This window comes from Epilithonimonas zeae (assembly GCF_023278365.1).
Lineage (GTDB): Bacteria > Bacteroidota > Bacteroidia > Flavobacteriales > Weeksellaceae > Epilithonimonas > Epilithonimonas zeae_A.
Genome location: NZ_CP075338.1, coordinates 2201090 through 2225844, shown reverse-complemented (window position 1 = coordinate 2225844; position 24755 = coordinate 2201090). Strand labels below are relative to the sequence as shown.

The window sequence follows — 24755 nt, the reverse complement described above, 5'->3', positions numbered from 1 at the left end:
AATAATAAAGAAGGCTTATTTATTCCAAACAATCTTCTTTGTCATCACATCGCTGGAATTAGTCCCGACCATTATTTCAAATTCGCCGGCTTCCCAATCATAATTAAGTTCGTCATCGTAGAATTTCAAATCTTCTGGGGTTAATTTGAAAGTCACAGTTTTGTTTTCTCCTTTTTTCAGGAATATCTTTTGGAAACCTTTCAATTCTTTAATCGGTCTAACAACTTTTCCAAATAAGTCGCGGATGTATAACTGAACAACTTCTTCTCCGTCAAAATTTCCTGTATTGGCCACATTCACATTGATGGTTAAAGTTTGGTCACCTTTAAGATTTTCAGAACTCAGATTGAAATTAGAATATTTAAAATCAGTATAATTCAATCCGAATCCAAAAGGAAATTTCGGGTCGTTATTCAAATCGATATAAGCGGAAACATAGTTTCTATCTGTTGATTTTTCAGCTGGTCTTCCTGTATTGTAATGGTTGTAATAAACAGGGATTTGACCTTCTGTTCTAGGGAATGTCATTGGCAGTTTTCCACTTGGATTTACATTTCCAAATAAAATGTCTGCGATAGAATTTCCAGCTTCAGTTCCTAACCACCAGCTGTAAATAATTGTCGAAATATTATCCGCCGCCCAATCAAAAACCAAAGGTCTTCCTGCATTAATAATTAATACAATTGGTTTTCCGGTTTTAGCAATTTCTTTTAATAAATCTTCCTGAACGCCCGAGAAATGGATATTGCTTCGGCTTTTCGCTTCGCCACTCATTGCGTGTCCTTCGCCAAGCGTCATTATCACGACATCTGCTTTTTTAGCTGTTTCGATGGCTTCTGCAAACATCGATTTGTCCTGGTCATTTTCATTACAACCTTTGGCGTAAAGTAAAGTTGAGTTTTTGTCTAATTGATTTTTGATACCATCAAACTGAGTCACGATTCTTTGCGCATCATCTTTGAAAGGAACAGACCAAAATCCGTGCATCGCAACCGCATCTTTTCCAAAAGGACCAATCAATGCAACTGTTTTTGTAGATTTTGAAAGTGGAAGAAGTTTCTTTTCATTCTTCAGAAGAACAACACTTTTAGCACCAAATTCTCTTCCAAATTTTCTGTTCTCAAGATTGTTGGTTTGTTGTTTTTGTCTGTCATTATTTGAAAATCTGTATGGATCATCAAACAAGCCCAATTCGAATTTCTTGATTAAAATTCTTCTAACAGCATCATCCACAAATTTGATATCCACTTTTCCTTCTTTTACGAGTTTTGGAAGTTGTTCCATATAGATTCTGCTTTCCATATCCATATCGCTTCCGGCAAGAATGGCTTTTTCTCCAGCTTCAGCATTGTCTTTGGCATAGCCGTGCTTTATCATTTCGCCGATACTTCCCCAATCGGAAACCACAAAACCATTGAAGTTCCATTTCCCTTTTAATAAATCTCGTAAAATATATTTGTTAGCCGTTGCAGGAATTCCATTAATATCGTTGAAGGAATTCATAAAAGTGGCGACACCAGCTTCAGCCGCGGCTTTGAAAGGAGGTAGATATGTTTCATTGAGTTGTCTCAAACTCATATCAACAGAATTGTAATCTCTACCACCAACTGCAGCGCCGTAAGCTGCGAAATGTTTTGCGCACGCCATTATCGCATCAATATTTCCCAAACCTTTTCCCTGGAAACCCCTGATTCTCGCTAATCCGATTTTAGTTCCGAGATAAGTATCTTCACCTGAGCCTTCCATTACACGTCCCCATCTTGGGTCTCTTGCGATGTCTACCATTGGTGCAAATGTCCATTGGATGCCGTATGCGGATGCTTCTATCGCTGCGATTCTTTCCGACTTTTCTATCATTTCCAAATCCCAGCTTGCTGCCTGACCAAGATTGACAGGAAAAGTCGTTCTGAAGCCGTGAATCACATCTTGCCCGAATATCAATGGGATTTTCAATCTGGATTCTAAAGCTAATTTTTGGAACGCTCTGGTTTCTTCTGCGCCTGTGACATTCAGCATAGAACCGACTTTTCCTTGTTTGATTTCTTCCAAAACTTTTTTTGAGTTAGAGTTTTGTGGCCCTGTCGCATATTCGAAGCCGCTATATTGTACGAGTTGTCCGGCTTTTTCTTCCAGAGTCATTTTAGAAATCAGTTCATTGACTTTTTGCTCTATGTTTTTCTGGGCAGAAATGCTAGTCGCTAAAATTAAAAACAAGAAGGAAAGGAAGTATTTTTTCATGAGAAAACTTTTTGTCTCTTTTTGAGAAATTAATATTTGTAAAATTAATATTTAATTCATTAATAACGATATTTAAAACAAAAAAGCTGTTTTTACCAAAAGGTGAAAACAGCTTGAAATAATTAAATAGTTAGTTAGTATACTCTTAAACCAGATCTGGCTCCACTGGAAGTCAATACAGATTGAGATCTTGCTTTCTGACCAGCAGAGAACATAAACATCGCAGCATCATCCACGTAATCCATATAATTCATAAACATTACAGATCTAGAAGTTCCGCTGCAAGTGTTATATAATGGATAGGTTGGTTTTCCATAATTAGCACCAGTTTGTGTCGGTGTATCAGCAACGAGATCATTTCCACAAGATGCATCGCCCCAGATATGTCTTAAGTTAAGATAATGTCCAACTTCGTGTGTTGCGGTTCTCCCAAGATTATAAGGCGCTGTAGCACCAGTTTTTCCAAAATAGGGCGCTGCGATTACAACACCATCGTTCCAAAGTCCTGCAGATTCTGGAAATGTTGCATATCCAAGAATTCCACCCATATTTCCAACAACCCAAAGATTGAAATAATTAGATGGACTAGTTGCATCAATTCCACCCGAAGATGATTTTTTCATAGCATCATTAGTGCCCCATTTTGTTTTAGTGGTAGCTTTTCTTACGGTTTTTACAAGATGAAATCTCACCTGAGTATCACCAGCTTTAATTCCTGAGAATTCTGTGGGGATTTTAGTCGCATCCGTATTAGTTCCTGCAAAATCAGCATTAAGAATAGCAATTTGTTCAGCAATTCTCGCATCAGAAATATTTTCTGCAGATGACTTGTACAATACATTAACTACAACCGGAATATCTACGGAACCATCTGCTAAAACCTTTCCCGAAGTAATAAAAGATTGAAGTCCCGCTTCTATTTTAGCGTATCTTGCTCTCGCACTGGCATCTGTACTTAGTAATTGTTGTCTGATTTCTTCAGAAGGACAAGACCTTCTTGCGGCTACGGTGGTTGTAGAATTTTCCTCTGCCAAAGTTTCGGTTTCAGAGTTTTGAGTACAGGCAGTCAATGCAATGGCTGTAGCTAGGTAAAAAAAAGTTTTCTTCATGGGGTTATATTTTTAAAATTTTAATCAAATGTATATATTTTTTGCATTAATTATTTATTTTTTTTAAAAAATATTTAGAAATTAATTAAATGTATTGAATAATATTTAATTAATCGTTTGTTTGGATTGATTTTATTTGCTGAAAATGAGATGCTTTGAATTTTTTCTGGAATTCCGAAAATTATCTTTTCATTTTAAATTTTTATTTTTGATTTCTAATTGTTATAAAATGAACAAACTATTATTGGGATTGATGCTGATAGGGGCTACAATGTCTGCGCAGGAATTGTATATGCCGAGAAATATTAAAAAAGCTTATGCCAACGGAACACGTGATATGTCTGGAAAGCCAGGAAAAAACTATTGGCAAAACAAAGGGGTTTATGATGTGAATGTTAAAGTGGATGCAAAAACCAAGATTGTTTCTGGTTCCGAGGTGATTCAGTATTCTAATAATAGTCCTGATGAATTGAAAATCTTAGCGATTAGATTTGTAAATAATATGACCAAACCACAATCTGCAAGAGCTGGCTATGCTTCGAAAGATGCTTTGACGGATGGTTTGAAAATTAAATCTTTCTACATCAACGGAGAAAAATATAATATCAATAGTGATAACTGGTCAACTGTTGAGGTCGTGAAATTAACAAAACCATTGGCGTCAAAATCTAAAACTGAAATCAAAATCGATTGGGAATATCCATTGGCAAAGGAAAGTGGAAGAGAAGGGCAAATCGACCCAGAGACTTTTTATGTAGCCTACTCTTTCCCGAGAGTGTCGGTTTATGATGACTACAACGGTTGGGATATGTTGCAGCATAACGGCAGACAGGAGTTTTATAATGATTTCAATGATTATTCTTTTTCGATTTCTGCGCCTAAGAATTTTGTGGTTTGGTCTACAGGGGATTTTCTGAACCCGGATGAAGTTCTTCAGCCAGAATATCTGAAACGTTTCAAAGAGTCTTTAAAGTCTGACAAAATCATCCACGTTGCGAATGCGGAAGAAATGAAATCCGAGAAAGTAACAAAACAAAATGAGTGGAATGTCTGGAAATTCAAAGCTGATCATATTGTTGATTTTTGTTTTGCATTGAGTAATCACTACGTTTGGGATGCGTCAAGTGTCCAGCTAAAAACCAAGAGAGTAAGTGTACAATCTGCTTACAATGCCGGCGCAAAAGATTTTGAACAATATACAGGCTGGATGCGCTATAACCTGAAATGGTTTACCGATAACTGGCCAGGTGTGGAATATCCTTTTCCTGCTATGACAGCCATCCAAGGTTACGCTGATATGGAATATCCGATGATGATAAACGACACCAGTATCCCAGATGATTTGCAGGATGCGAGACTGACGGCTGACCACGAGATTGCGCACACGTATTTTCCTTTTTATATGGGAATCAACGAAACCCGATATGCTTATATGGATGAGGGTTGGGCGACCATGCTGGAATATCTGATTGGAATTGATGAAAATGGAAAAGAAGCGGCGGATAAATTTATGAAAAACTTCCGTGTGAAGCGTTGGATCAATGATGCTTCTACGGAACAGGATCAACCAATTATTACGCTAAGCTCACAGCTTTCTGGTGCGGGTTATGGGAACAATGCTTATGTAAAATCAGCATTATCTTATCTAGCTTTGAAGGATTATTTGGGTGATGAGCTGTTTAAAAAAGCGCTTCATCATTATATGGATAATTGGAATGGAAAACACCCGATTCCGTGGGATTATTTTAATTCTATGAACGCAGGTTGCGGTAAAAATCTGAATTGGTTTTTCAATAATTGGTTTTACACGAATAATTATATTGATTTGAAAATCAATTCTATTTCTCAGGAAAAGAATCAGATGGTTTTAACGGTTGATAATGTGGGTGGATTTGCGATTCCGTTTGATGTGGTTTTGACTTATGAAGATGGAACGACGGAAAAAGGACACTTCACGCCAGTTGTTTGGGAGAAAGACCAGAAATCTACCAGTCTGAATATTCCCGTAAAGAAGAAAATCAAATCTGTGAATCTAGATGGTGGGATTTTTATGGATTATACACCGGATGATAATTTGAAGAGTCTTTAATTTTAGTTTTACAAAAGAGATTTTGTATGAAAAATATTGGTATTTTATTGATATTGCTATTCTTTTCGTCCTGCGTTTCACAGAAGAATAAAACTATTCAGCAGAATATCCTGACTTTGAAGGACAGCTATTGTAAAGCGCCTTTGCAGTACAACTATTCTCAGAAGATTCCATCTTATAATTCTGATTCTATCATTGCAGCCAATCAGAAGCTTAAGCGATATTTTTCTGACCAAAGTATTTTGATTCTGAATGCTCTGGAGAGTATTGACGAAGCAGAGAAAATCATAGATCTCAAAAAAGATTCGACCCTAAAATCTCAATTGAGAGTGGTTCAGCTCAAAACTAAAATCAACAGTAAAATCAGTATTGCGTTGACAGAATTGGATGCTGTGGCGGCGGAATTTGACTGCGAAGGTGAAAGAGTTGCCCAGATGGCCAATTATGTTGATAATATGAATGACAACCGAAATAATAGATTGATACTTTTCTCTATTATTACAGGTGCGGTAACCTCTGTTGCAGGTGGTGTTATCAAAGATAATGGTTTAGAAAATACTGTGAATATTGGCGGTGGTTTGCTGGGTGCAGGATTGGGTTTGGCAACATTTAACCCGAAAGGTAAAAAAGTAGAATTCATCCACGGGCGAAATCTCTTACGTGATATTTGGGAACAAAAATTACTGTCTAAGAATTTTCCGCCCTTCATTTGGTATATGTATACGGAGAAAAAATTTACGGGAAACCGAGAACATTCTATTATCGAGAATATGAAACAAAGGTGGATTCAGTACCAGTTTGACAGCGATGAGAATACCGCCAATCAGTCTGTGAATTTTGGAAACGGTGGGCTTTATCGTTCGTCTGACTTACATAATCGTGCATCGATGCTGAATCAAATGCAGTCTGCAACGAGGACTATTAATCAAAATATTAATTATCTTTTGCTGGATTTGGATAAGGTGATTTCGGATTCTTGAGATGATATCTGTGAATCTGGATGGCGGGATTTTTATGGATTATACAATTGAGGATAATGTGAAGAATCTTTAAGTTGGTATTATTGTGAATTATAGTTTTCCGTATAAGTTTTTATTAAAGTTTGATTAATTTTGCGAGATTAAAATATATAATATAAACTATGAAAAAACTTTTATTCTCGGTAGCTATTGTTGCTGCTAATTTTGCTTTTGGACAGATTACTTTAGAACATTCTTTTCCAGCTGGTAATGTTAGAACTTATTCAAATGAAAATGAAATGTTTTATGTAGCCTATGCAAGCAATGAGAACACACTTTCAATATATAATTCTGATTATAGCCTAAGGAAATTAGTTAACATCCCATTACCTTCAAATTATGGAGAAGTTTGGATAGGAGGTAATTTTTTTGAAGGAAGTTATTATTCAATTTCAAAACATATTTTTAATCTGGATGATAAATATGAGTTTATGTTAAGTACTTATTATTTTGATAATGCAAATCAAAAAGCTTATAAAAAACTTTTACTTATTAATGAAGATGGGCAATTATTAAAAGATTTTACTCCAAATGCAGGTACAGTAAATTTCAACGACAACTATTTTGTTTTTCACGATTCTACAACAAATAAAAATAAGTTGCAAGTTGAAAACTACATAAATGAGCCTTATGGATATCAATTTGATATATATTCTTTACCGACATCGGAACTAACAACAAAAGAAATTAACTCTTTAACAAAACTATCTGCATTCCCAATCCCTACCAATAAAACTTTAAACATTATCAATCCACAAAATGGAGCGAATAAAGTTGAGGTTTATGATGTTTCTGGAAAAACTGTGGTGAGTAAAAGTTTTAATATCAATGAAAATAGAATTTCTATTAATGTAGAAAACTTGCCAAAAGGAACTTATGTTTATAAAATTGGAAATGTGAGTTCTAAGTTTATTAAGAACTAAAAGAGACTTTAAATAAATCAAAAAACCTTAGCCAAAATCCAGCTGAGGTTTTTTTGATTTATATTCCTAATGATAATTCGAAAAATTTTTATTCATAAAATTCTTTGCAGTAGGAAGTTTCTTTAATAAACAATAGATTTGTAGCCATTAATTCATTAATCATAAATTATAAAATGAAAAGACAGACTATTGCATTGTTTTGCATAGCAACACTTAGTATTATTTCTTGTGCTAAGGAAGGAGATAAAAAAGATGACAGCAAATATACCGACGAGCAAAAAGCCTCTTATTACATAGGAATGAGCATCGCTCAAAATATGAAACAAGAAGGCTTCAAAGTAGATGCAGAACTTTTGGCTCAAGGTATCAAAGAGGAAATGGACAGCACGAAGAAAAAGATGTTGCCAGCTGAAGAGATGAACAGCTTTATGCAAGATTTTATGATGAAGCAACATCAAAAGAAACAATCCGAAGCAAGTGCGCAAGGCTCTGAAAATAAGAAAAAAGGTCTGGAGTTTCTTGCGAAAAATAAGACTAACCCAAAAGTGAAAACTACTGCTTCTGGTTTACAATATGAAGTGCTGCAGGAAGGTGATGGTAAAACAAAACCAAAAGCATCTGATGTTGTACAGGTAAAATATACCGGAAAATTGCTCGATGGAACTGTTTTCGATTCTACCGATAAAAATGGTGGTGCGCCAGCGGATATCAATCTGGGTGCTGTAATCCCAGGTTGGACAGAAGGAATTCAGCTGATGAGCAAAGGGGCTAAGTACAGATTTTACATTCCTTCGGATTTGGCTTATGGAGACCAAGGTGCTGGAGGCGCAATTCCAGGAGGTTCTACGATTATCTTTGATGTAGAATTGGTAAATATCAAATAAGATTTTCGTAACAATAAAAGAAAAAACCTCAGCTGATTTGGCTGAGGTTTTTTTGTTGTTTTAATATTAAGGATTTGTAGGGTGAAATTACGATAAATTGTGGCTTTTCCGTAAAGGATTTTAATAAAGATTGATTATTTTTGCACGATTAAATAAATTAATAAACTATGAAAAAACTCCTATTCTCGCTAGCAATTGCAGTAGCTAATTTTTCTTTTGGGCAAATTACATTAGAGCACGTTTTTCCAGCGGGAGAAACAGCTAAAGTTTATAAAAATGAAAATCAAACATTTTATTTTACAACAAAATTTGAATCAAATATTATAAATATATATAATTCAGATTATTCTTTGTATAAAACTATTAATGTGCAAAGTCCAATGGGATTTAGTACTGTTTCTTTTCCTACGGCAGATAATTTCGATTTTGTAATCTCTAAACATATTTTTAATAATGATGATAAACTAGAAATTCTAATTGCTTTTTATGGTAATGAACAGTATAGATTTCAAGTCATCAATGAAGATGGGGTTATTATTAAAAATTTTGATAATACTTATTACGATTATGATATTGAATTGTTTACGGATAAAACAGTTAATAAAAATAAATTAGTTTTACTAAACACTGCAAATGCTAGTGAGGTTTATACCTTACCTTCATCATCTCTTGCTTCAAAAGAGATTGAGTATCAAAGGACACTATCTGCTTTCCCTATTCCAACAAATAAGATTTTAAATGTTTTCAATCCTGGAAATGGAGCAAATAAGGTTGAGATTTATGATGCTTCTGGAAAAATGGTTGTAAGCAAAAGTTTCAATATTAATGAAAATAGAATATCTGTAGATGTTGAGAATCTTCCTAAAGGAAACTATATTTATAAAATTGGAAATCTAAGTTCTAAATTTATTAAGAACTAAAAACATTACATTTAAAATCAAAAACCTCAGCCAAAATAGCTGAGGTTTTCTTTTTTATTGAAAATTAATTTAACCCTTTTCCACAAATCTAAAAATCAGGTCTGTCTCTTTATACTCTCCTGATTTTTTAAAAAGTTGCTGCAGGAGCAGTGCTGTTATTCAGTTTTTTGTCTATTTGATTCTTTTTACCTTTAGAGAAATCGTAGCTTAAACCAAGGATGAGCATAGACTTGTTATTCCAGATTTGATTGTGTCGGGAATAGTTGACCACGCTTTCCGGCAGACTTTTGGTTTTGTAATCCGAAGGCATTCCGAGCCAATACATTCCTGTCGTGAAAGTCCATTCCTTCAGCTTATAGCTTGCAAAAAGATGGCTGGCATTTTCATTCGTACTCAAAAAAGCACCATTCAGATTATACACAGGAATATTGAATTCATACTGAATGCTAAACGATTTGTATTCTGACGACAGAGTGAAGTTGTTCCCGATATAATTGTTTTTAATCAATTTTCCGTCGCTTGTTTTTATGGTTTCGGATGCTGGTGAAATTTGTGTTTTTATGACAAGTAAGCTATTTCCGAAAGGTTTGTATGAACCGGTAAGCTGAACTCCATATTGCTGAGAATTTTTCGCATTCTCGTAAGTTAAAGCATATCCGCCGAGTGCCTCGTCAAGGACATAATATTGATTGATAGCTCTGTTGTTATACCAATAAAACAGATTGGCATTGAAATCGAAGTACTTGTTATTATAAGAATAAATCAAGTTATTTCCCCATCGTTGGGCTGTTTTCAGAAAAGGATTCCCTCGTTGAACAATATTCGGCGCCATCTGAACAACATTACTGCTGAGTGCGGAACTTCCCGGGCTTTGTGGTTTGTAACTGCTGGTAAAACGTAGGCTTTGATTGTTGTTGATAGAATAACTCAAAATAATTTTTGGAGTAATTGTCCATTCATCATCCACGTTTTCTGCACTTTTGTTATGGATGTTGGTCAGTCCGGCTCCCAATCTGTAAGAGAATTTGTTGATTTTGCCAGAATATTCTGTATAAAGATATTGCTCCAGATAATTAACACGATATTCTGAAAAACCTTCCAGATTCTGCAGTTCATTAGAAATAGAAGTATTAGAGATTCTATATCCGGATGATAATTTCCCTTTTTCAAATGTGTGGACGTGTGCAATCTCGCCAACAATCCCGCTCTGCTTTGCTTTCAGGTTCATATCATTGTCATACACAGAGTTACCCGAACTCAAATCCCACTCTTTTGCCAATTCTGAATTATTGGTCGTGAAAGACGAACCCACCAAATTAATGCTGAGTTCGTCTTTCTTACCTATATTTTTAGAAAAATATAAATCCAAGGTTGGCTTTTTATAACTGGAGTTTCCATTTTTGAACATTCCGTGTTGTTCGGTAATATCGTCTTTGTAAAAAATACTTTGTCCCTTTCCTTTTATGAAGCTGGTAAAAAAGTCTAAATTCACTTTTGTCTGAAATACATATTTTTCAGGAACAGAAAGTGTGTATCTCAATACAACATTCTGATAAGTGTAACCGAAATGGTCTCTTTTGCCTTCTTCTGAACGATAGTGAAAATCATTCAGATTGTAGTCGTAAATACTTTTGACAGTTCGATTATTATAATTTCTCAGGTTGATGGAATACTCCAATCCGAAATCGTTTTTACCTTTTGTGTAATTTCCATAAGCGGAGCCATTTACAAAACCTGTGTTGAAGGCTGTAGTTGTATCAGCTCCAAAGACATAGCCCGTTTCCGGATTTCTTGTGATGAGGTTCACTACCTGGTCGGCTCTTGTTGCCCATCTTGCCGGAGGGATGTCATAATATTCTACTTTTACCACTTCGGAAGGTTGTACACTCCGGATTTGCATATCGCTGGCTTCAATTCCGTTGATAAGGAAAAGAGTTGTTCCACCTTTTGTACTTTTCAGTGTATTGGAAATAGGGTCTAGTTGTAATTCGGGCAAGGTTTTTATCAAATCTTTTGCATATCTGGCTTTTTCCAAAGCTTCCTTGTCAAAAGTATAAACAGCTTTGTCCGAGTATTGTTTCTTTCGCTGGGATTTTAAAATAACTTCCTGAATTTCCTTAGTTTCTTTGATACTATCAGATTTTATTTCCTGAGAAAATATTGAAATACTACATAAAACAACAATGGAACATATAACTCTTTTCATAAAAATAATTTTTCTTCTTATTAAAATGACACATAAACGATAATTTTGTTACATTGGGATTATGACAAACAAAAACCTCAGCAAATCAGCTGAGGTTTTCTTGTTTAAAATAGTATTTAATATGAAGAAAAATTTAACTCTTATTCCACCGGTCTGAAAACCAAACCTGTTTCCTCGAAATAATCCAAAGTGATTCTGTCACCGTCATTTACGGTTCCTGCAAGGATCTCTCTGGATAATTTATTCAGAACTTCCTGCTGAATCACTCTCTTCAATGGTCTTGCTCCAAAAACAGGATCGTACCCTTTATTCATCAGATAATCTACGGCGTCCTGAGTTGCGGTCATAATGATATTTCGTTTTGCCAGCATATCGTTGAATCCTCTCAACTGGTAGGTTACAATTTTTCCGATTTCTTTTTTTCTTAAAGGCTGGAACAATACCACCTCGTCAATTCTGTTCAAGAATTCCGGACGCAATGTCTGTTTCAATAAATCAAAGACCTCATCTTTTGTTTTATCAACAATTTCATCCTGATTTTCATCAGTAATATTTTCAAAATTCTCCTGAATCAAATGTGAACCTAAATTCGAAGTCATAATGATAATCGAGTTTTTGAAATTCACGACTCTACCTTTATTGTCCGTCAAACGACCGTCATCCAAAACCTGTAACAACGTGTTGAAAACATCAGGATGCGCTTTTTCAATCTCATCCAAAAGTACCACAGAATAAGGTCTTCTTCGTACCGCTTCGGTCAACTGACCGCCTTCATCATAACCCACATATCCAGGAGGCGCACCCACCAATCTCGAAACACTGTGACGTTCCTGATATTCACTCATATCAATTCTCGTCATATTATTTTCGTCATCAAATAAAAACTCTGCTAATGCCTTTGCAAGCTCGGTTTTTCCGACTCCGGTGGTTCCTAAAAACAGGAACGAACCGATTGGCTTTTTATCGTCACTTAATCCTGCTCTGTTTCTTCTAATGGCATCCGCAACTGCTGTAATGGCTTCATCCTGTCCTACAACTCTGTGATGAAGTTCAGTTTCAAGACTTAATAATTTTTCTCTTTCAGATTGAAGGAGTTTGGTTACGGGAATTCCTGTCCATTTTGCAATCACTTCAGAGATATTTTCAGAAGTTACTTCTTCTTTAATTAATTCATTCTGATGATTTTGCATCTCGAGTTCCAATTTGGAAAGCTCTTCTTCTTTTTCACGAAGTTTTCCATATTGGATTTCCGCAACTTTTGCATAATCTCCTGCTCTTGAAGCTCTTTCTGCTTCTAATTTCAGAGATTCTATATCTTTTTTAATCTGAGTTAAATCTTCAGATTTTTGTTTCTCTTTCAGCCACTTAGCATTGATTTCATTTCTCTGCTCGGAAATTTTTGCAATATCTTCTTTCAAATGATCTATTTTCGTCTGATTTCCCTCTCTTGAAATCGCAGCCAATTCAATTTCCATCTGCATCAGTTTTCTATCGAGAACATCCAGTTCTTCTGGTTTCGAATTGATTTCCATTCTCAATTTCGCAGAAGCTTCATCAATCAAATCAATCGCTTTATCCGGTAAAAATCGGTCCGAAATATATCGCTGAGACATTTCCACGGCTGCAATAATCGCCTCATCTTTGATTCTTACTTTGTGGTGAGCTTCATATTTATCTTTAATTCCTCGAAGGATGGAAATGGCTGATTCCGTATCCGGTTCTTCCACCATCACTTTTTGGAAACGTCTTTCCAACGCTTTATCTTTTTCAAAATATTTTTGATATTCGTTTAAAGTCGTTGCACCGATAGCTCTTAATTCTCCTCTTGCCAAAGCTGGTTTTAAAATATTGGCAGCATCCATCGCACCTTCACCGCCCCCGGCTCCCACCAAAGTATGGATCTCGTCGATAAAAAGAATGATTTGCCCGTCTGATTTAATAACTTCATTCACCACAGATTTCAGACGCTCTTCAAACTCACCTTTGTATTTAGCACCGGCGATTAAAGCTCCCATATCCAATGAATATAAAGTCTTATCCATCAGATTTTCAGGAACGTCGCCACTGATAATTCTGTGAGCAATTCCTTCAGCGATGGCCGTTTTACCAACTCCCGGCTCACCAATCAGAATCGGATTATTTTTTGTTCTTCTTGAAAGGATCTGCAAAACTCTCCTGATTTCTTCATCACGCCCGATTACAGGATCTAATTTTCCTTCCGCGGCTAATTCGTTGAAGTTTTTTGCATATTTATTTAAAGATTGATAAGTCTCTTCCGAACTTGCAGAAGTTGCTTTCGAACCTTTTCTTAATTCTTTAATTCCGCCTTCCAAAAGGTTTTTCGTAACGCCCATATCTTTAAGCATTTTCGAAACTTCTGAATTGGTTTCCAATAAAGAAAGCCATAAATGCTCAATAGTTACATATTCATCGCCCATTTTTTTAGCGATGTTGGGTGCATCAAGCAAAACTTTGTTTGCCGATTGTGAAAGGTAAATATTTCCTCCCTGTACTTTGGGAAGTTTTTCTAAATTTTCACGGTTGCGTTCTCTTACTAAAGTAGCATCTGCTTCAGATTTTTTCAGTAAGAAAGGCGATATATTTTCATCTACCTGAAAAATTCCTTCAAGGAGATGTTGAGGTTCAATCTGCTGATTGCCAAATTCCATCGCCACTTGTTGCGCAGCCTGGATGGCTTCTTGTGATTTTACAGTATATTGGTTTAAGTTCATAATATTTTTAGTTGATTGTTGTTGGTTTCTAGTTAATTGATTAGTACAAAATTTATACAATTATCAATTTGAAAAAAATGATTTTTGTTTTTTCAAAAAACATTAAGATCAAAGTTGCTAATTCTAATCTTAATGCTTCATCAATCATTTAATTCTGAAACCTAAATCACAAAAACTATTCTATTGATGAATTTTTAAAAATTAAGGACAAAATTTCCGAATTGTTTAATTTTATGTTAATTTGAAGAGACAAAATTTCCGAAAGTTTAGAATTTAGATTAAAAATAATTGTCAATTTGTAACATGTTTTTGGAAACAATTCATCATTATTTTAATTCGGGATTTTTATTTATAAATTTGAGTGAATAAAAATCTGACCTTGAATCGTCTCGTCTTAATTTTCTTTGCTGTTTTTACAATTTTATTTTGTTTTGGACAAAAGCAAAATCAGGAAGACCTGTCTGGTGCTGAGACTTTGGATAAAAGTAAAATTTCACCTGAGCAAATCATCGAACAAAGTCTTCAAAAATTGGGGCAACCAATTTCTGACGAAGAAAAGTACGAAGTCCGAATGAAAATGGCGGATGCTTATCTTAAAATTAAAAAACCGGATTTTGCTAAGTCCACTGAAATGCTTTTCAAGGCGAAGGAAATTGCTGAGAAACTGGGCAACCCCAACCTTAAAGCAAAAATCTATGGCTCGATTGCGAATCAATATTCGTTTCTCAACTTTCCTGAGAAAATAAAACCTTATCTCGATTTGTCGAAACAAGAAGTCGATAAACTTCCGAATGGTTATGAAAAGAATTATCTGACAGCAAGATTGTATATCGAATATGGAAATCTGGAAGCGGATAAAGAAAACTTTTTGGTCGCAAAGAAAGATTATCAAAAAGCGTTGAAGTTTTTAGGAAATATTGGAAACCCAAATAAAAAAAACATTTTCCAATTTCGTAGAGCGTTCTATAATATGGGTGTTTCTTATGCTTACCTGAAACAAAATGATTCGGCGGAATATTTTCTTAATAAAGCTTTAGCGATTCGGGATAATGAAAATAAGGAATTCAAGTATTTTATTTATAATAATCTAGCTAAAGTTTATGCCGGTAAAAATGAACATCAAAGAGCAATTGATTCTATGGAAGTTGTTCTCAAAGAAGAGACTTTTAAAGACAATAGACTAAAAGCTGATATGTACAAAAAACTGATTGCGTCTTATAAAGCTTTGAATAATCACGATAAATATATTGAGTATTCTGAAAAGTTACTGGATTTAGAACCTGATGTTAAAAAAGATAATCTCAATGCAATTAATACAGCCGTTTCCGAAGAACAAAAAAATCTTCTTGAGAAAATTTCAGATAAGGAAAGTCACAACAATCTTTTAATTATTGGTTGTGTTTTACTGGTTTTGATTGGAGGAATCAGTGTGTTCTATATCAATCAGAAAAGAAAAAACGAAAAAATCCTTTATCAAAATTTTATTAACAGTCTTGAGAAACAGGAAATAAGCAAAATTGCTGAGCCTATTAAAATTGTACAACCTGAAATTGAGGAAAAAGAAAAACCTTTGTTTTCTGTCCCAAATTCTGCTGAGACGATGATTCTTGAGAAATTAGAAAAGTTTGAAGAATCTGCGAAATTTACCAATTCAAAATTGACAGTTGCAAGTCTGGCGGTGATGTTCAAAACCAATCCGACCTATCTTTCGGAGACGATTAAAAAACATAAAGAGAAAAACTTCAATCAATATCTCAACGAACTTCGCATTAATTATATCTGCAAACAAATCAACGAGCGCCCGGAATTTCTCAATTATAAAATAAGTTATCTGGCGGAAGAAGCTGGCTTTTCTTCTCACAGTTCTTTCACAACGATTTTCAAAAATATTACGGGGATTTCTCCTTCGGCTTTTTTGAGAGAAGCGGAAAAGAAACATAAAAATATTTAATCTTTTATTTATCAGTGGTTTAAAACTAATTTTTGTGTTTTAAAATATGATATTTCGAAAGTATAATGCTATTTTTTAATTCTTAAAGTATATACATTTACTTCATCAATGAGATAAAATATTTTTCTGATTGATATGATTATATCAATGTATTTTAAAAAATCTTAAAAAATTAATTATGAAGAAAATTGTATTTTTTTTATCTGCGCTAGGTTCTATTTTTTCCTATTCGCAAAACCTGGGTTACGGAAATTCTGTTTCCAAATCATTATCCGGAGAAGTTAAAACTCAAACTAAATTAGCGGCAAAAGCAGAAACTTGTAATACGGTTGTTATTAATGATACCGAAGAGCAAAACGGTGTTTTCATCATCGGAAATGGCGGACAAAAAGCAGCTGTTGATATTCCTCTAGATGCCAATCAGACAATTAAAATCAATAGTATAGTTGTGACTTTGGCTAGTAAACTTCCGCCAACTTTTGTGAACTTCATCTTTTATGATAATACTCTCTCTACGCCGGAAGACCCAGAAGATCCAAGAAGAAATGTCCCAAATCAACAGATTTTACAAATTACTGACAGCACAATCGAATCCTATGAAGATGTCGGATATGAACCTTTGCACGAATTTGTCGTAAGAAAAGTAAAAGTAAAGTTAGCGAATCCAATTTTGTTAAACGGAACAATGTCAGATGGTAGAATCTGGATGAGTACAAAATCTGATGCCAATGCTTGGGCTACAACTGCACATTACGATACTGGTGAAGGTGTGGTTGGAGAAAGTCTGGCAATGGGCGGAAACACATTTGATTGGTTTCAACTTCTTAACCAAGAGTGTTTATATGAGCTTGAAGCTGAATGTGGTATCCTGAATGTTTCTGATGCTGATTTCAATTCTAAAGTAGGAATTTATCCAAATCCTGCTCAGGATTATTTTGAATTCAAAGGTTTAAGCGGAACTAAAATTGTCTCAACCAATATCTATTCAACCAATGGAAGTCTTGTGAAAACAGTTAATTCCAATGAATCTAAAGTTAATGTCAGTAATCTGAAAAGTGGCGTTTATCTTGTTCAAACTAAAACGGCTAATGGAAATACCTTTACGAATAAATTGATTAAAAAGTAAATTCATATTTTAAATTATTAAAACAAGAGGTCAAGATTTATGTCTTGACTTTTTTTATATAATAACTTTAATATTATTAATGATTATTTATGAATAGTTATTATCAAATTTGTTAAATATTAATTTAATTAATTGAAAATTAGTTGTTATCGTTAAAAATTCATAATTTGCAAAAAAGATTATAATGAAAAAACATCTACTATTACTAGGCTTTGCGTTACCGTTTTTAGGTTATTCGCAATGGAGTAAAACATCGAAGGTTGCTGATAGACAAAAACTAAGTGAAAGTGTTGCTTATCTTCAGACAGATAATCTCTATAATTTGGATCAGCAAAAATTACAAAATTTACTAACTTCTGTGAGTAATAAATTTTCTGGAAATCAAGGTGTTGTTGTTAATTTACCCAATGCAAATGGTAAATTAGAGAGATTTAAAGTTTGGGAATATTCCAATATGGCCGAGGATCTTCAGGCAAAATATCCCAACATCAAATCTTATGTTGGAACAAGTTTAGATGATTCGTCTGCATATTTAAGATTTAGCGTTTCTCCACAAGGTTTCTCTTCAATTGTAGTGCGTTCCGGACATTCTGAATATATCGAACCTTTTACTACGGACAAAAGAACATATGTTGTTTTTGATTCTAATCAGAAGAAAAAAAATATTAATGAAGATGCCCCATTCGAATGTGCTGTTAAAGATGCGGGGTCAACTGCAGAAGAAACACCAAATGTTTCCAACAAAGCTGCAGGAACTAATGTATTTAGGCTGGCATTATCTTGCACTGGTGAATTTGCTCAGTACCATTTGGATAAAGCGGGAACTCCCTCTACAGCAACTGATGCTGAGAAAAAAGCCGTTGTATTGGCTGCACTAAATGCTACTGCAACAAGACTAAATGCTCTTTTTGAAAAAGATTTGTCTTTGCATTATAATCTGATTTCACAAACAGAATCATTAATATTTCTAAATGCAAGTACTGATCCTTATTCTAGTGGAGGAGGACCAGATACAGCGAACAGTGGTATTAATTCCACTTTAGGAACTGGTGCAACCTCTTTGTATGATCTTGGGCATCTTGTTGATAAAAAGGATGCTAATGGCGCGGCATATCTTGGCGTTATTTGTGGCTCTAGTTTAAAAGCTGGGGGATGGACATCACATAACCTTCCGGAAGGAGCAACTTTTGACATAGATTACGTTGCGCACGAAATGGGTCATCAGATGGGAGCCGGGCATACTTACACTTTTTATAGTAGTCAGTTAGATCAGCGAGTAGAGCCGGGAAGCGGAAGTACTGTAATGGCTTATACTGGTATTACAGGGAATCTTGATGTTCAATATAATTCTCATGATAATTTCCATTATAATAGTCTCAACCAGATTAAAAATAAAATTAACAGTGTATCTTGTGGAACAAATGTACCATATGCATTACCAGCTCCAACAGTAGATGCTGGAAATGATTACACTATTCCGGCATCTACACCATTTGTTGTAAAAGCTACAACTACTGATGCTAGTACGGCTGGTTATACATACAGTTTTGAACAAACCGATCAGGCCGCAACAGCTCAAATCGGAACAAATAGTATTGCTTATTTGGCAAAACCTTCCGGACCAAATTTCAGAGCATTACCTCCAACAGCTAATCCTTATAGATATTTCCCTGATTTTAATACAGTTTTAGCTGGAGTGTATACAACAAGATGGGAATCTGTTTCTAGTGTTGCGAGAACGCTTAATTTTGGAGTGGTATTACGAAACAACAATCCATTGGAACCTAATATTGCGAGAGATGCAATGGCAGTTACTGTTAATGCAGCTTCTGGGCCATTTAAAGTTACAGCACCAACATTTGGTCAAACATTAATCTCCGGAGGAAGTTTTACTGTAACTTGGGATATAGCAAATACAAATGTTGCACCTGTGAATACTACTACTGTTAATCTAAAGATTTCTAAAGACGGAGGAAAAACTTTTGTTTCATTATTGGATAATACACCTAATGATGGAACTGAGACGGTAACAATACCAAATGATTTCTCTGCTACGAATGCTTATATCTTAGTAGAAGCTGTTAATAATATTTATTATGCCGTAAGTCCAAGCTTTGTAATTGATTATAGCGTGGCGGGTGAAGAATGTAATACTTATACATACAGTGGGGCACCGGTAAATATCAAAGATGGTCCTGGTGGATCAGCAATTGCATCTCCAAAGGTAGAAGCTCCATTATCAATCACTGATACAGGAGTAATTACAAAAATCAGTGTGACACCAAATATAACTCATGCTAACGCAGCAAATTTATCTTTTGGAATAGAAAGTCCAGTTGGTACAACAGCTTTGTTAATGGATCATCAGTGTAGTTCTCGTTCAGGGATTACGGCCAAATTTACTGATGCTGCAACAACCATTACTTGTGCGTCTCCAGTTACAGGTAACGCAAAACCTTTTCAGCCATTAAATGTTTTTGTAGGACATAATGCAGAAGGAACTTGGAAATTATTTGCATCAGATAATACGCCTGGAAATGTTGGAGTTATCAATTCTTGGGCTTTAGAAGTTTGTACAAGAGATGCTCAGGTTCTTGCTGTGAATGAAAATGCTTTCAATGCTAATAATATCAAAGTTTATCCAAACCCTTCAAGTGGAAACTTCTTTATCAAGTCAAAAGATCTAGGAAGCAATGCAAATGTGACAATCTATGATATGAATGGTAGAGTAGTTCATACTTCAGGGTTCAATGCAGCGACAGGTGAATCTACTAATGAGTTCAATGTTAATTTGACAAAAGGAGTTTACCTATTAAAAGTAACTTCTTCTAAAGCGAATTATACTCAGAAATTAATTGTTAAATAATTCCAATTTATTTATAAATTTTAAAGCCGATCAGCAATGGTCGGCTTTTGTTATTTCCAGAATAGAAATTTCTTCGATGCTTTCAATAAAATATATTAAATTGCTGATATCAAAAAAGTAAAAACTATGTATTCACAAATAGAGATAGATTCCCAATTCGATGGAAAACTGCAATTGATTTATCTGAATCAGCCCGATAGTTATAACAGCCTTACCGAAGTTATGCTTAGAGAATTGCGAAATGCGGTTCACAAATTCAGTAATGACGATAACGTAAGATGCATTGCTATTGCTGGAAAAGGAAAGGCTTTTTGTGCCGGACAAAATTTGAAAGAAGCTTTAGGTTTTGATGAAGATGACAGAACCATCCAGAGATTTGTTATCGAATATTATAATCCTTTGGTTCTCGAAATTGTTAAATGTAAAAAACCAGTCATTGCTTTAGTTAATGGGCCGGCTGTTGGAGCAGGAGCAATGTTGGCCTCAATTTGTGACTTTACTTTAGCAACAGAAAGTTCTTATTTCTCTTTTGCTTTCGCCAACATCGGGTTGATTCCGGATACTGCGGGAACCTATTATTTACCAAAATTAGTAGGAAGACAATTGGCAAGTTATTTATCTTTTACGGGAAAAAAAGTGCCTGCTACAGAAGCTAAGAAAATAGGTTTGGTTGCTGATGTTTTTGCAGATTCAGAATTTGTGGAGAAATCAATGGAAGTTCTGACACAGCTTTCCCACGCGGCAACAACAGCACTTTATCTAACTAAAAAAGCTTTTAATAAATCATATAACTTTACGCTTAACGAACAGTTAGATTACGAATCCATCATTCAACAAGATGCAGCTGAAACCGAAGATTTTAAGGAAGGTGTTGCTGCTTTTATCGAAAAACGATTGCCGAATTACAAAGGGAAATAAGTTTGAGTGTTGGAGAATCGGAGAATTTTAGTGATTAAAGAACTGTAATCATTTATCAACCATCAATTATAATTTATGAATGCTCGCGAAACGGCAGAATATATGTTTAAGAAAGATTTGTTTTCTCAATGGCTTGGAATTGAACTGATCGAAATCAAAGATAACTACTGTCTTATAAAAATGCCAATCAAACCAGAAATGATTAATGGGCTTGGAACCGTTCACGGTGGTGTTACATTTGCTTTTGCAGATTCGGCGTTGGCATTTTCTTCCAACAATAGTGGTGAAGCTGCGGTGGCGCTCAATTGTTATATTAATTTCACAAAAGCTGCAAAAAACGGCGATGTTTTAACTGCAGAAAGTATTCTTTTGAACGATACCAGAAAAACGGCTATTTATGATATTACAATCAAGAATCAGAATGATGAGGTTATAGCAGGTTTCCGAGGAACGGTTTATAAGATTGGAAAGAAGGTTACGGAACTTAGAGTTTTATAAAAAAATACAAAAACTTCAAAATTTATTTTGAAGTTTTAAAATAAATTATAACTTTGTAATTCAAAGTTCTTTTTATGGAATCGAAAAATTACCAAGATGAATTAGCGCATATCCGTCAGATGATGGAACGCAGTTCGAGATTTATTTCATTGAGCGGTTTGTCCGGTGTTGTCGCAGGAATTGTTGCGTTGCTGGGCTCTGTTTATGTTTACTTTATTTTCCAGAGAAAGGGAATTGATTACTTTGATGGAGAAAGAAACATTTATACGCCGGCTTTAGCTCAGGAATTATTTTTTGTTGCTTTGGTAATTTTAGTCCTGGCAATTTCTAGTGGTTATATTTTCACAGCTAGAAAGAGTAAAAAGAAGAACCTAAAAGTTTGGGATTCTATTACCAAAAGACTCTTAATCAATTTTGCAATTCCATTAGTTGCAGGCGGTTTTTTTTGCATCGCACTTTGGTATCATCATTATTTTCCTTTAATTGCGCCGTCAATGCTCATTTTTTATGGATTAGCATTAATTAATGCAGAAAGATATACATTAAGTGATGTCAAATATCTTGGTATTTGCGAAGTTATTCTTGGAATTATTGCTTTATTTTGGCTAGGATGGGGATTGATATTCTGGGCAATAGGATTTGGATTCTTGCATATTTTTTATGGGATTTTGATGTATAGGAAGTATGATTAATTCTATTTTATAATAAAAACTATGTGGATGTTTTTTTCTCTATTACTATTTTTAGTATTAGGATTTATAACTCTTATATTATTATCCCTTTATCATTCAACAAAGAAAAAAATAATTATAAAGCTTTCTATTGGAATTTGGATTGTAGTTGGTTTATTTGCTATTTTAATTATTATTTCTAATTTTTTATATAGCAAGAGAAAATTAGATAAGGAAGATTTCTATGGAACATACATTGTTAATAGAGAGTTTTTTAAAGGAAAAAATGCTGATTGGCAATACAATCATTATAGATTCGAAATTACAAAAGATAATGTATTGAATTTATATATTACAGACGAAAGTAAAGTATTAAAGATTTATAGAAGAAAAATTGAATTTATAGAAGGAAGTGTAAATCCACATTTGAAAATCATTAATGAAAATCCAAATTTCATTTTAGAATCTGAACCGACATTGTATAGTAGCTCTTGGGGTTTTTATTTAGTCTTTAAAACTAAGCCTTATTCAAATATGTTTTTCAAAAAAGGAAAGTGGAAATCAATCAATAATTAATAGAAAATGTTAAACATCAATCAACTCAACAAAGAATTCGAAAGCCGTGTAAGATTGGGCATTATGTCCGTTCTGATGGTCAACGACTGGGTTGATTTTACCGAAATGAAAAACTTATTGAATGCCACCGACGGAAATTTGGCAAGCCATAGTTCCGCTCTCGAAAAAGCTGAATATATAGAAATCAAGAAAGAGTTTGTAGGTAAAAAACCAAAAACATCTTACCGTGTCACACAAAAGGGTAGGGATGCTTTCAAAGAACATATCAATAACTTAGAAAAATTATTGGGAAGATAACTCCCGATTTTTTTTGAAAATTTGCTTTGTAATTCAAAGTACTTTAAATTAAATATGCAGAAACTAATGACCAGAAAATCATTCATCAAAAAATCATTATTAGCAACAGCAGGATTATCATTATTCTACAGTTGGCAAATTGAACCGTTTATGTTGGAGTTTGTCAAACAAGATTTACCAATCAAAAATCTCGCATCCAATCTTCATAACAAAGTCTTGATGCAGATTTCTGATTTGCACGTTGGCAACCGTTTCGATTGGAATTATTTAATCGATTCTTTTAAACAAGCAAAAGCTTACAAACCTGATTTTGTGGTTTATACAGGCGATTTTGTTTGCTGGGAAGATAATCCTGAACAATTTGAACAATTGAAAACCGTAATGAAAGAAGCAGTTCACGGAAAACTTGGAACAACTGCAATTCTTGGTAATCACGATTATGGAGCAGAATGGAGAGAAGAATATGTTGCAGATGAGGTTTCCAAAATATTGACAGCTTCCAAGATTCAAGTTCTGCGGGATGAAAAAGTGAATTTATCTGGACTCAATATTTATGGTTTCGAAGAATTATGGGGAACTAATTTTCACCCCGAAAAATTAGCGAAAATCATTAATCCGGATGAAGCTAATCTTGTCCTTTGCCACAATCCCGATGTCTGCGATTTGGATGTCTGGAACAATTATCAAGGCTGGATTTTGTCTGGACATACACACGGCGGACAATGCAAACCGCCTTTTCTCCCACCTTTGATTTTGCCTGTGGAAAACAGAAAATATACTTCCGGAATCATCGATTTGGAAGATGGACGAATGCTTTACATCAATCGTGCGCTGGGACATTCTTATCAGGTCAGGTTCAATTGCAGGCCAGAAATCACACTTTTCACATTGAAATCAATATAAAATCAAAACAACACTTATGAAAAATTCTAAAATTTCGTACATCGGTAAATCTCTCTTTTGGCTCTCATTTATTTTGGGTAATATTTGTCTTTTTGGATATGTTTTTTCGGGCAATTCCAATTTTGCACTTGCGGGTTATTTCCTTCTGGTTTATGCATCTATTGTCAATTTATTAGCATTTTTTGGACTGATTGTTTTCGGACTTTTTAAGCAGGAGTATAAAAACGAAGCATTCAAATCTGCTAGGATTCTACTCATCAATATTCCTATTGCAATTCTTTATTACTTCATCGGAATCTCAATTTTAAAATAAAAATTATGAAAAAAATACGCATTCAATTTCTATTATTTGTTTACAACAATACTCAAAAATTATATCGAAAATATTTTAAAAAAAAGAAAAGACAATGGGCATTTTCACAACAGCAATTATTGGCTTTTGAGGAAGATACATTAGGCAGAAAACTTGGCGAATTCTACAAAAAGCGCGGCTTTACAATGATTCCAAAAATGGAAAATCACGATGTTCATCATTTGCTCACGGATTGTGGAACCAAGTTCGAAGAAGAAATTGCAATGCAGTTTTTGCTTTTAGGAAACGGAAAAATGAATGCTCATCTCCTTGCTGCCATATTTTTAGGAAGCCTTATTCTTCCGGAATATTTCAGGATTTATTTGCAGGCTTACAGGAAAGGAAAACGTATGAGACCTTTCTATCATTGGGATTTTGAAGAATTACTTTTTCAGAATTTCGAAAATGTGAAAGATTTTATTAACCAAAGAGAAACAGTGGTTTTGTACTGATTTAATTCAAATAATAAAACATCAT

The 24755-nt window shown here is 34.4% G+C and carries 20 protein-coding genes; 16 read left to right on the top strand and 4 right to left on the bottom strand.

The window, feature by feature from the left end:
- Positions 1-15: 15 nt before the first annotated feature.
- On the bottom strand, positions 16-2238 hold the full coding sequence (bglX, locus tag KI430_RS09890) for a beta-glucosidase BglX (protein WP_248874389.1): 2223 nt from the start codon (positions 2236-2238) through the stop codon (positions 16-18).
- A gap of 134 nt (positions 2239-2372) precedes the next feature.
- Positions 2373-3347, bottom strand: coding sequence for a zinc metalloprotease (locus KI430_RS09885; protein WP_248874387.1), 975 nt, complete (start codon positions 3345-3347; stop codon positions 2373-2375).
- A 229-nt stretch (positions 3348-3576) separates the two neighbouring features.
- On the opposite strand from KI430_RS09885, the gene KI430_RS09880 reads away from it, so the two are divergent.
- The 5 genes from KI430_RS09880 (at position 3577) to KI430_RS09860 (ending at position 9182) form a co-directional block, all read left to right on the top strand.
- On the top strand, positions 3577-5436 hold the full coding sequence (locus KI430_RS09880; RefSeq protein WP_248874385.1) for a M1 family metallopeptidase: 1860 nt from the start codon (positions 3577-3579) through the stop codon (positions 5434-5436).
- Between the two features lie 26 nt (positions 5437-5462).
- Positions 5463-6416: a hypothetical protein gene (locus tag KI430_RS09875; protein WP_248874383.1), complete on the top strand. Its 954-nt coding sequence runs from the start codon at positions 5463-5465 to the stop codon at positions 6414-6416.
- 161 nt (positions 6417-6577) lie between these two features.
- Positions 6578-7378: a T9SS type A sorting domain-containing protein gene (locus KI430_RS09870; RefSeq protein WP_248874381.1), complete on the top strand. Its 801-nt coding sequence runs from the start codon at positions 6578-6580 to the stop codon at positions 7376-7378.
- A 173-nt stretch (positions 7379-7551) separates the two neighbouring features.
- Positions 7552-8262: an FKBP-type peptidyl-prolyl cis-trans isomerase gene (locus KI430_RS09865; protein WP_248874379.1), complete on the top strand. Its 711-nt coding sequence runs from the start codon at positions 7552-7554 to the stop codon at positions 8260-8262.
- Between the two features lie 167 nt (positions 8263-8429).
- A complete protein-coding gene (locus KI430_RS09860) occupies positions 8430-9182 on the top strand; it encodes a T9SS type A sorting domain-containing protein (protein WP_248874377.1) in 753 nt (250 codons plus the stop codon).
- 127 nt (positions 9183-9309) lie between these two features.
- Here the strand turns inward: KI430_RS09860 and KI430_RS09855 are convergent, their stop codons facing one another.
- Together KI430_RS09855 and clpB are read right to left on the bottom strand one after the other, a co-directional pair.
- On the bottom strand, positions 9310-11388 hold the full coding sequence (locus tag KI430_RS09855) for an outer membrane beta-barrel protein (RefSeq protein WP_248874375.1): 2079 nt from the start codon (positions 11386-11388) through the stop codon (positions 9310-9312).
- 140 nt (positions 11389-11528) lie between these two features.
- Positions 11529-14120, bottom strand: a complete 2592-nt coding sequence (gene clpB, locus KI430_RS09850; RefSeq protein ID WP_120212874.1) for an ATP-dependent chaperone ClpB — start codon at positions 14118-14120, stop codon at positions 11529-11531.
- Between the two features lie 361 nt (positions 14121-14481).
- On the opposite strand from clpB, the gene KI430_RS09845 reads away from it, so the two are divergent.
- The 11 genes from KI430_RS09845 (at position 14482) to KI430_RS09795 (ending at position 24730) form a co-directional block, all read left to right on the top strand.
- Positions 14482-16071: a helix-turn-helix domain-containing protein gene (locus KI430_RS09845; RefSeq protein ID WP_248874373.1), complete on the top strand. Its 1590-nt coding sequence runs from the start codon at positions 14482-14484 to the stop codon at positions 16069-16071.
- A gap of 178 nt (positions 16072-16249) precedes the next feature.
- Complete coding sequence (locus KI430_RS09840; protein WP_248874371.1) at positions 16250-17197, top strand: T9SS type A sorting domain-containing protein; 948 nt, start codon at positions 16250-16252, stop codon at positions 17195-17197.
- A gap of 184 nt (positions 17198-17381) precedes the next feature.
- On the top strand, positions 17382-20063 hold the full coding sequence (locus tag KI430_RS09835) for a reprolysin-like metallopeptidase (protein WP_248874369.1): 2682 nt from the start codon (positions 17382-17384) through the stop codon (positions 20061-20063).
- A gap of 126 nt (positions 20064-20189) precedes the next feature.
- Positions 20190-20981, top strand: coding sequence for an enoyl-CoA hydratase/isomerase family protein (locus KI430_RS09830; protein WP_248874367.1), 792 nt, complete (start codon positions 20190-20192; stop codon positions 20979-20981).
- A 75-nt stretch (positions 20982-21056) separates the two neighbouring features.
- Positions 21057-21479: a PaaI family thioesterase gene (locus KI430_RS09825; protein ID WP_248874365.1), complete on the top strand. Its 423-nt coding sequence runs from the start codon at positions 21057-21059 to the stop codon at positions 21477-21479.
- A gap of 74 nt (positions 21480-21553) precedes the next feature.
- Complete coding sequence (locus KI430_RS09820; protein WP_248874363.1) at positions 21554-22171, top strand: hypothetical protein; 618 nt, start codon at positions 21554-21556, stop codon at positions 22169-22171.
- 27 nt (positions 22172-22198) lie between these two features.
- A complete protein-coding gene (locus tag KI430_RS09815; RefSeq protein WP_248874361.1) occupies positions 22199-22726 on the top strand; it encodes a hypothetical protein in 528 nt (175 codons plus the stop codon).
- 6 nt (positions 22727-22732) lie between these two features.
- Positions 22733-23023 (top strand): winged helix-turn-helix domain-containing protein, encoded by a 291-nt coding sequence (locus KI430_RS09810; protein WP_248874359.1) that lies wholly within the window; start codon positions 22733-22735, stop codon positions 23021-23023.
- A 66-nt stretch (positions 23024-23089) separates the two neighbouring features.
- A complete protein-coding gene (locus tag KI430_RS09805; protein ID WP_248878295.1) occupies positions 23090-23926 on the top strand; it encodes a metallophosphoesterase in 837 nt (278 codons plus the stop codon).
- Positions 23927-23942: 16 nt separating this feature from the next.
- Positions 23943-24239 (top strand): hypothetical protein, encoded by a 297-nt coding sequence (locus KI430_RS09800; protein WP_248874357.1) that lies wholly within the window; start codon positions 23943-23945, stop codon positions 24237-24239.
- Between the two features lie 5 nt (positions 24240-24244).
- Positions 24245-24730, top strand: coding sequence for a ubiquinone biosynthesis protein COQ4 (locus tag KI430_RS09795; RefSeq protein WP_248874354.1), 486 nt, complete (start codon positions 24245-24247; stop codon positions 24728-24730).
- Positions 24731-24755 lie beyond the last annotated feature (25 nt).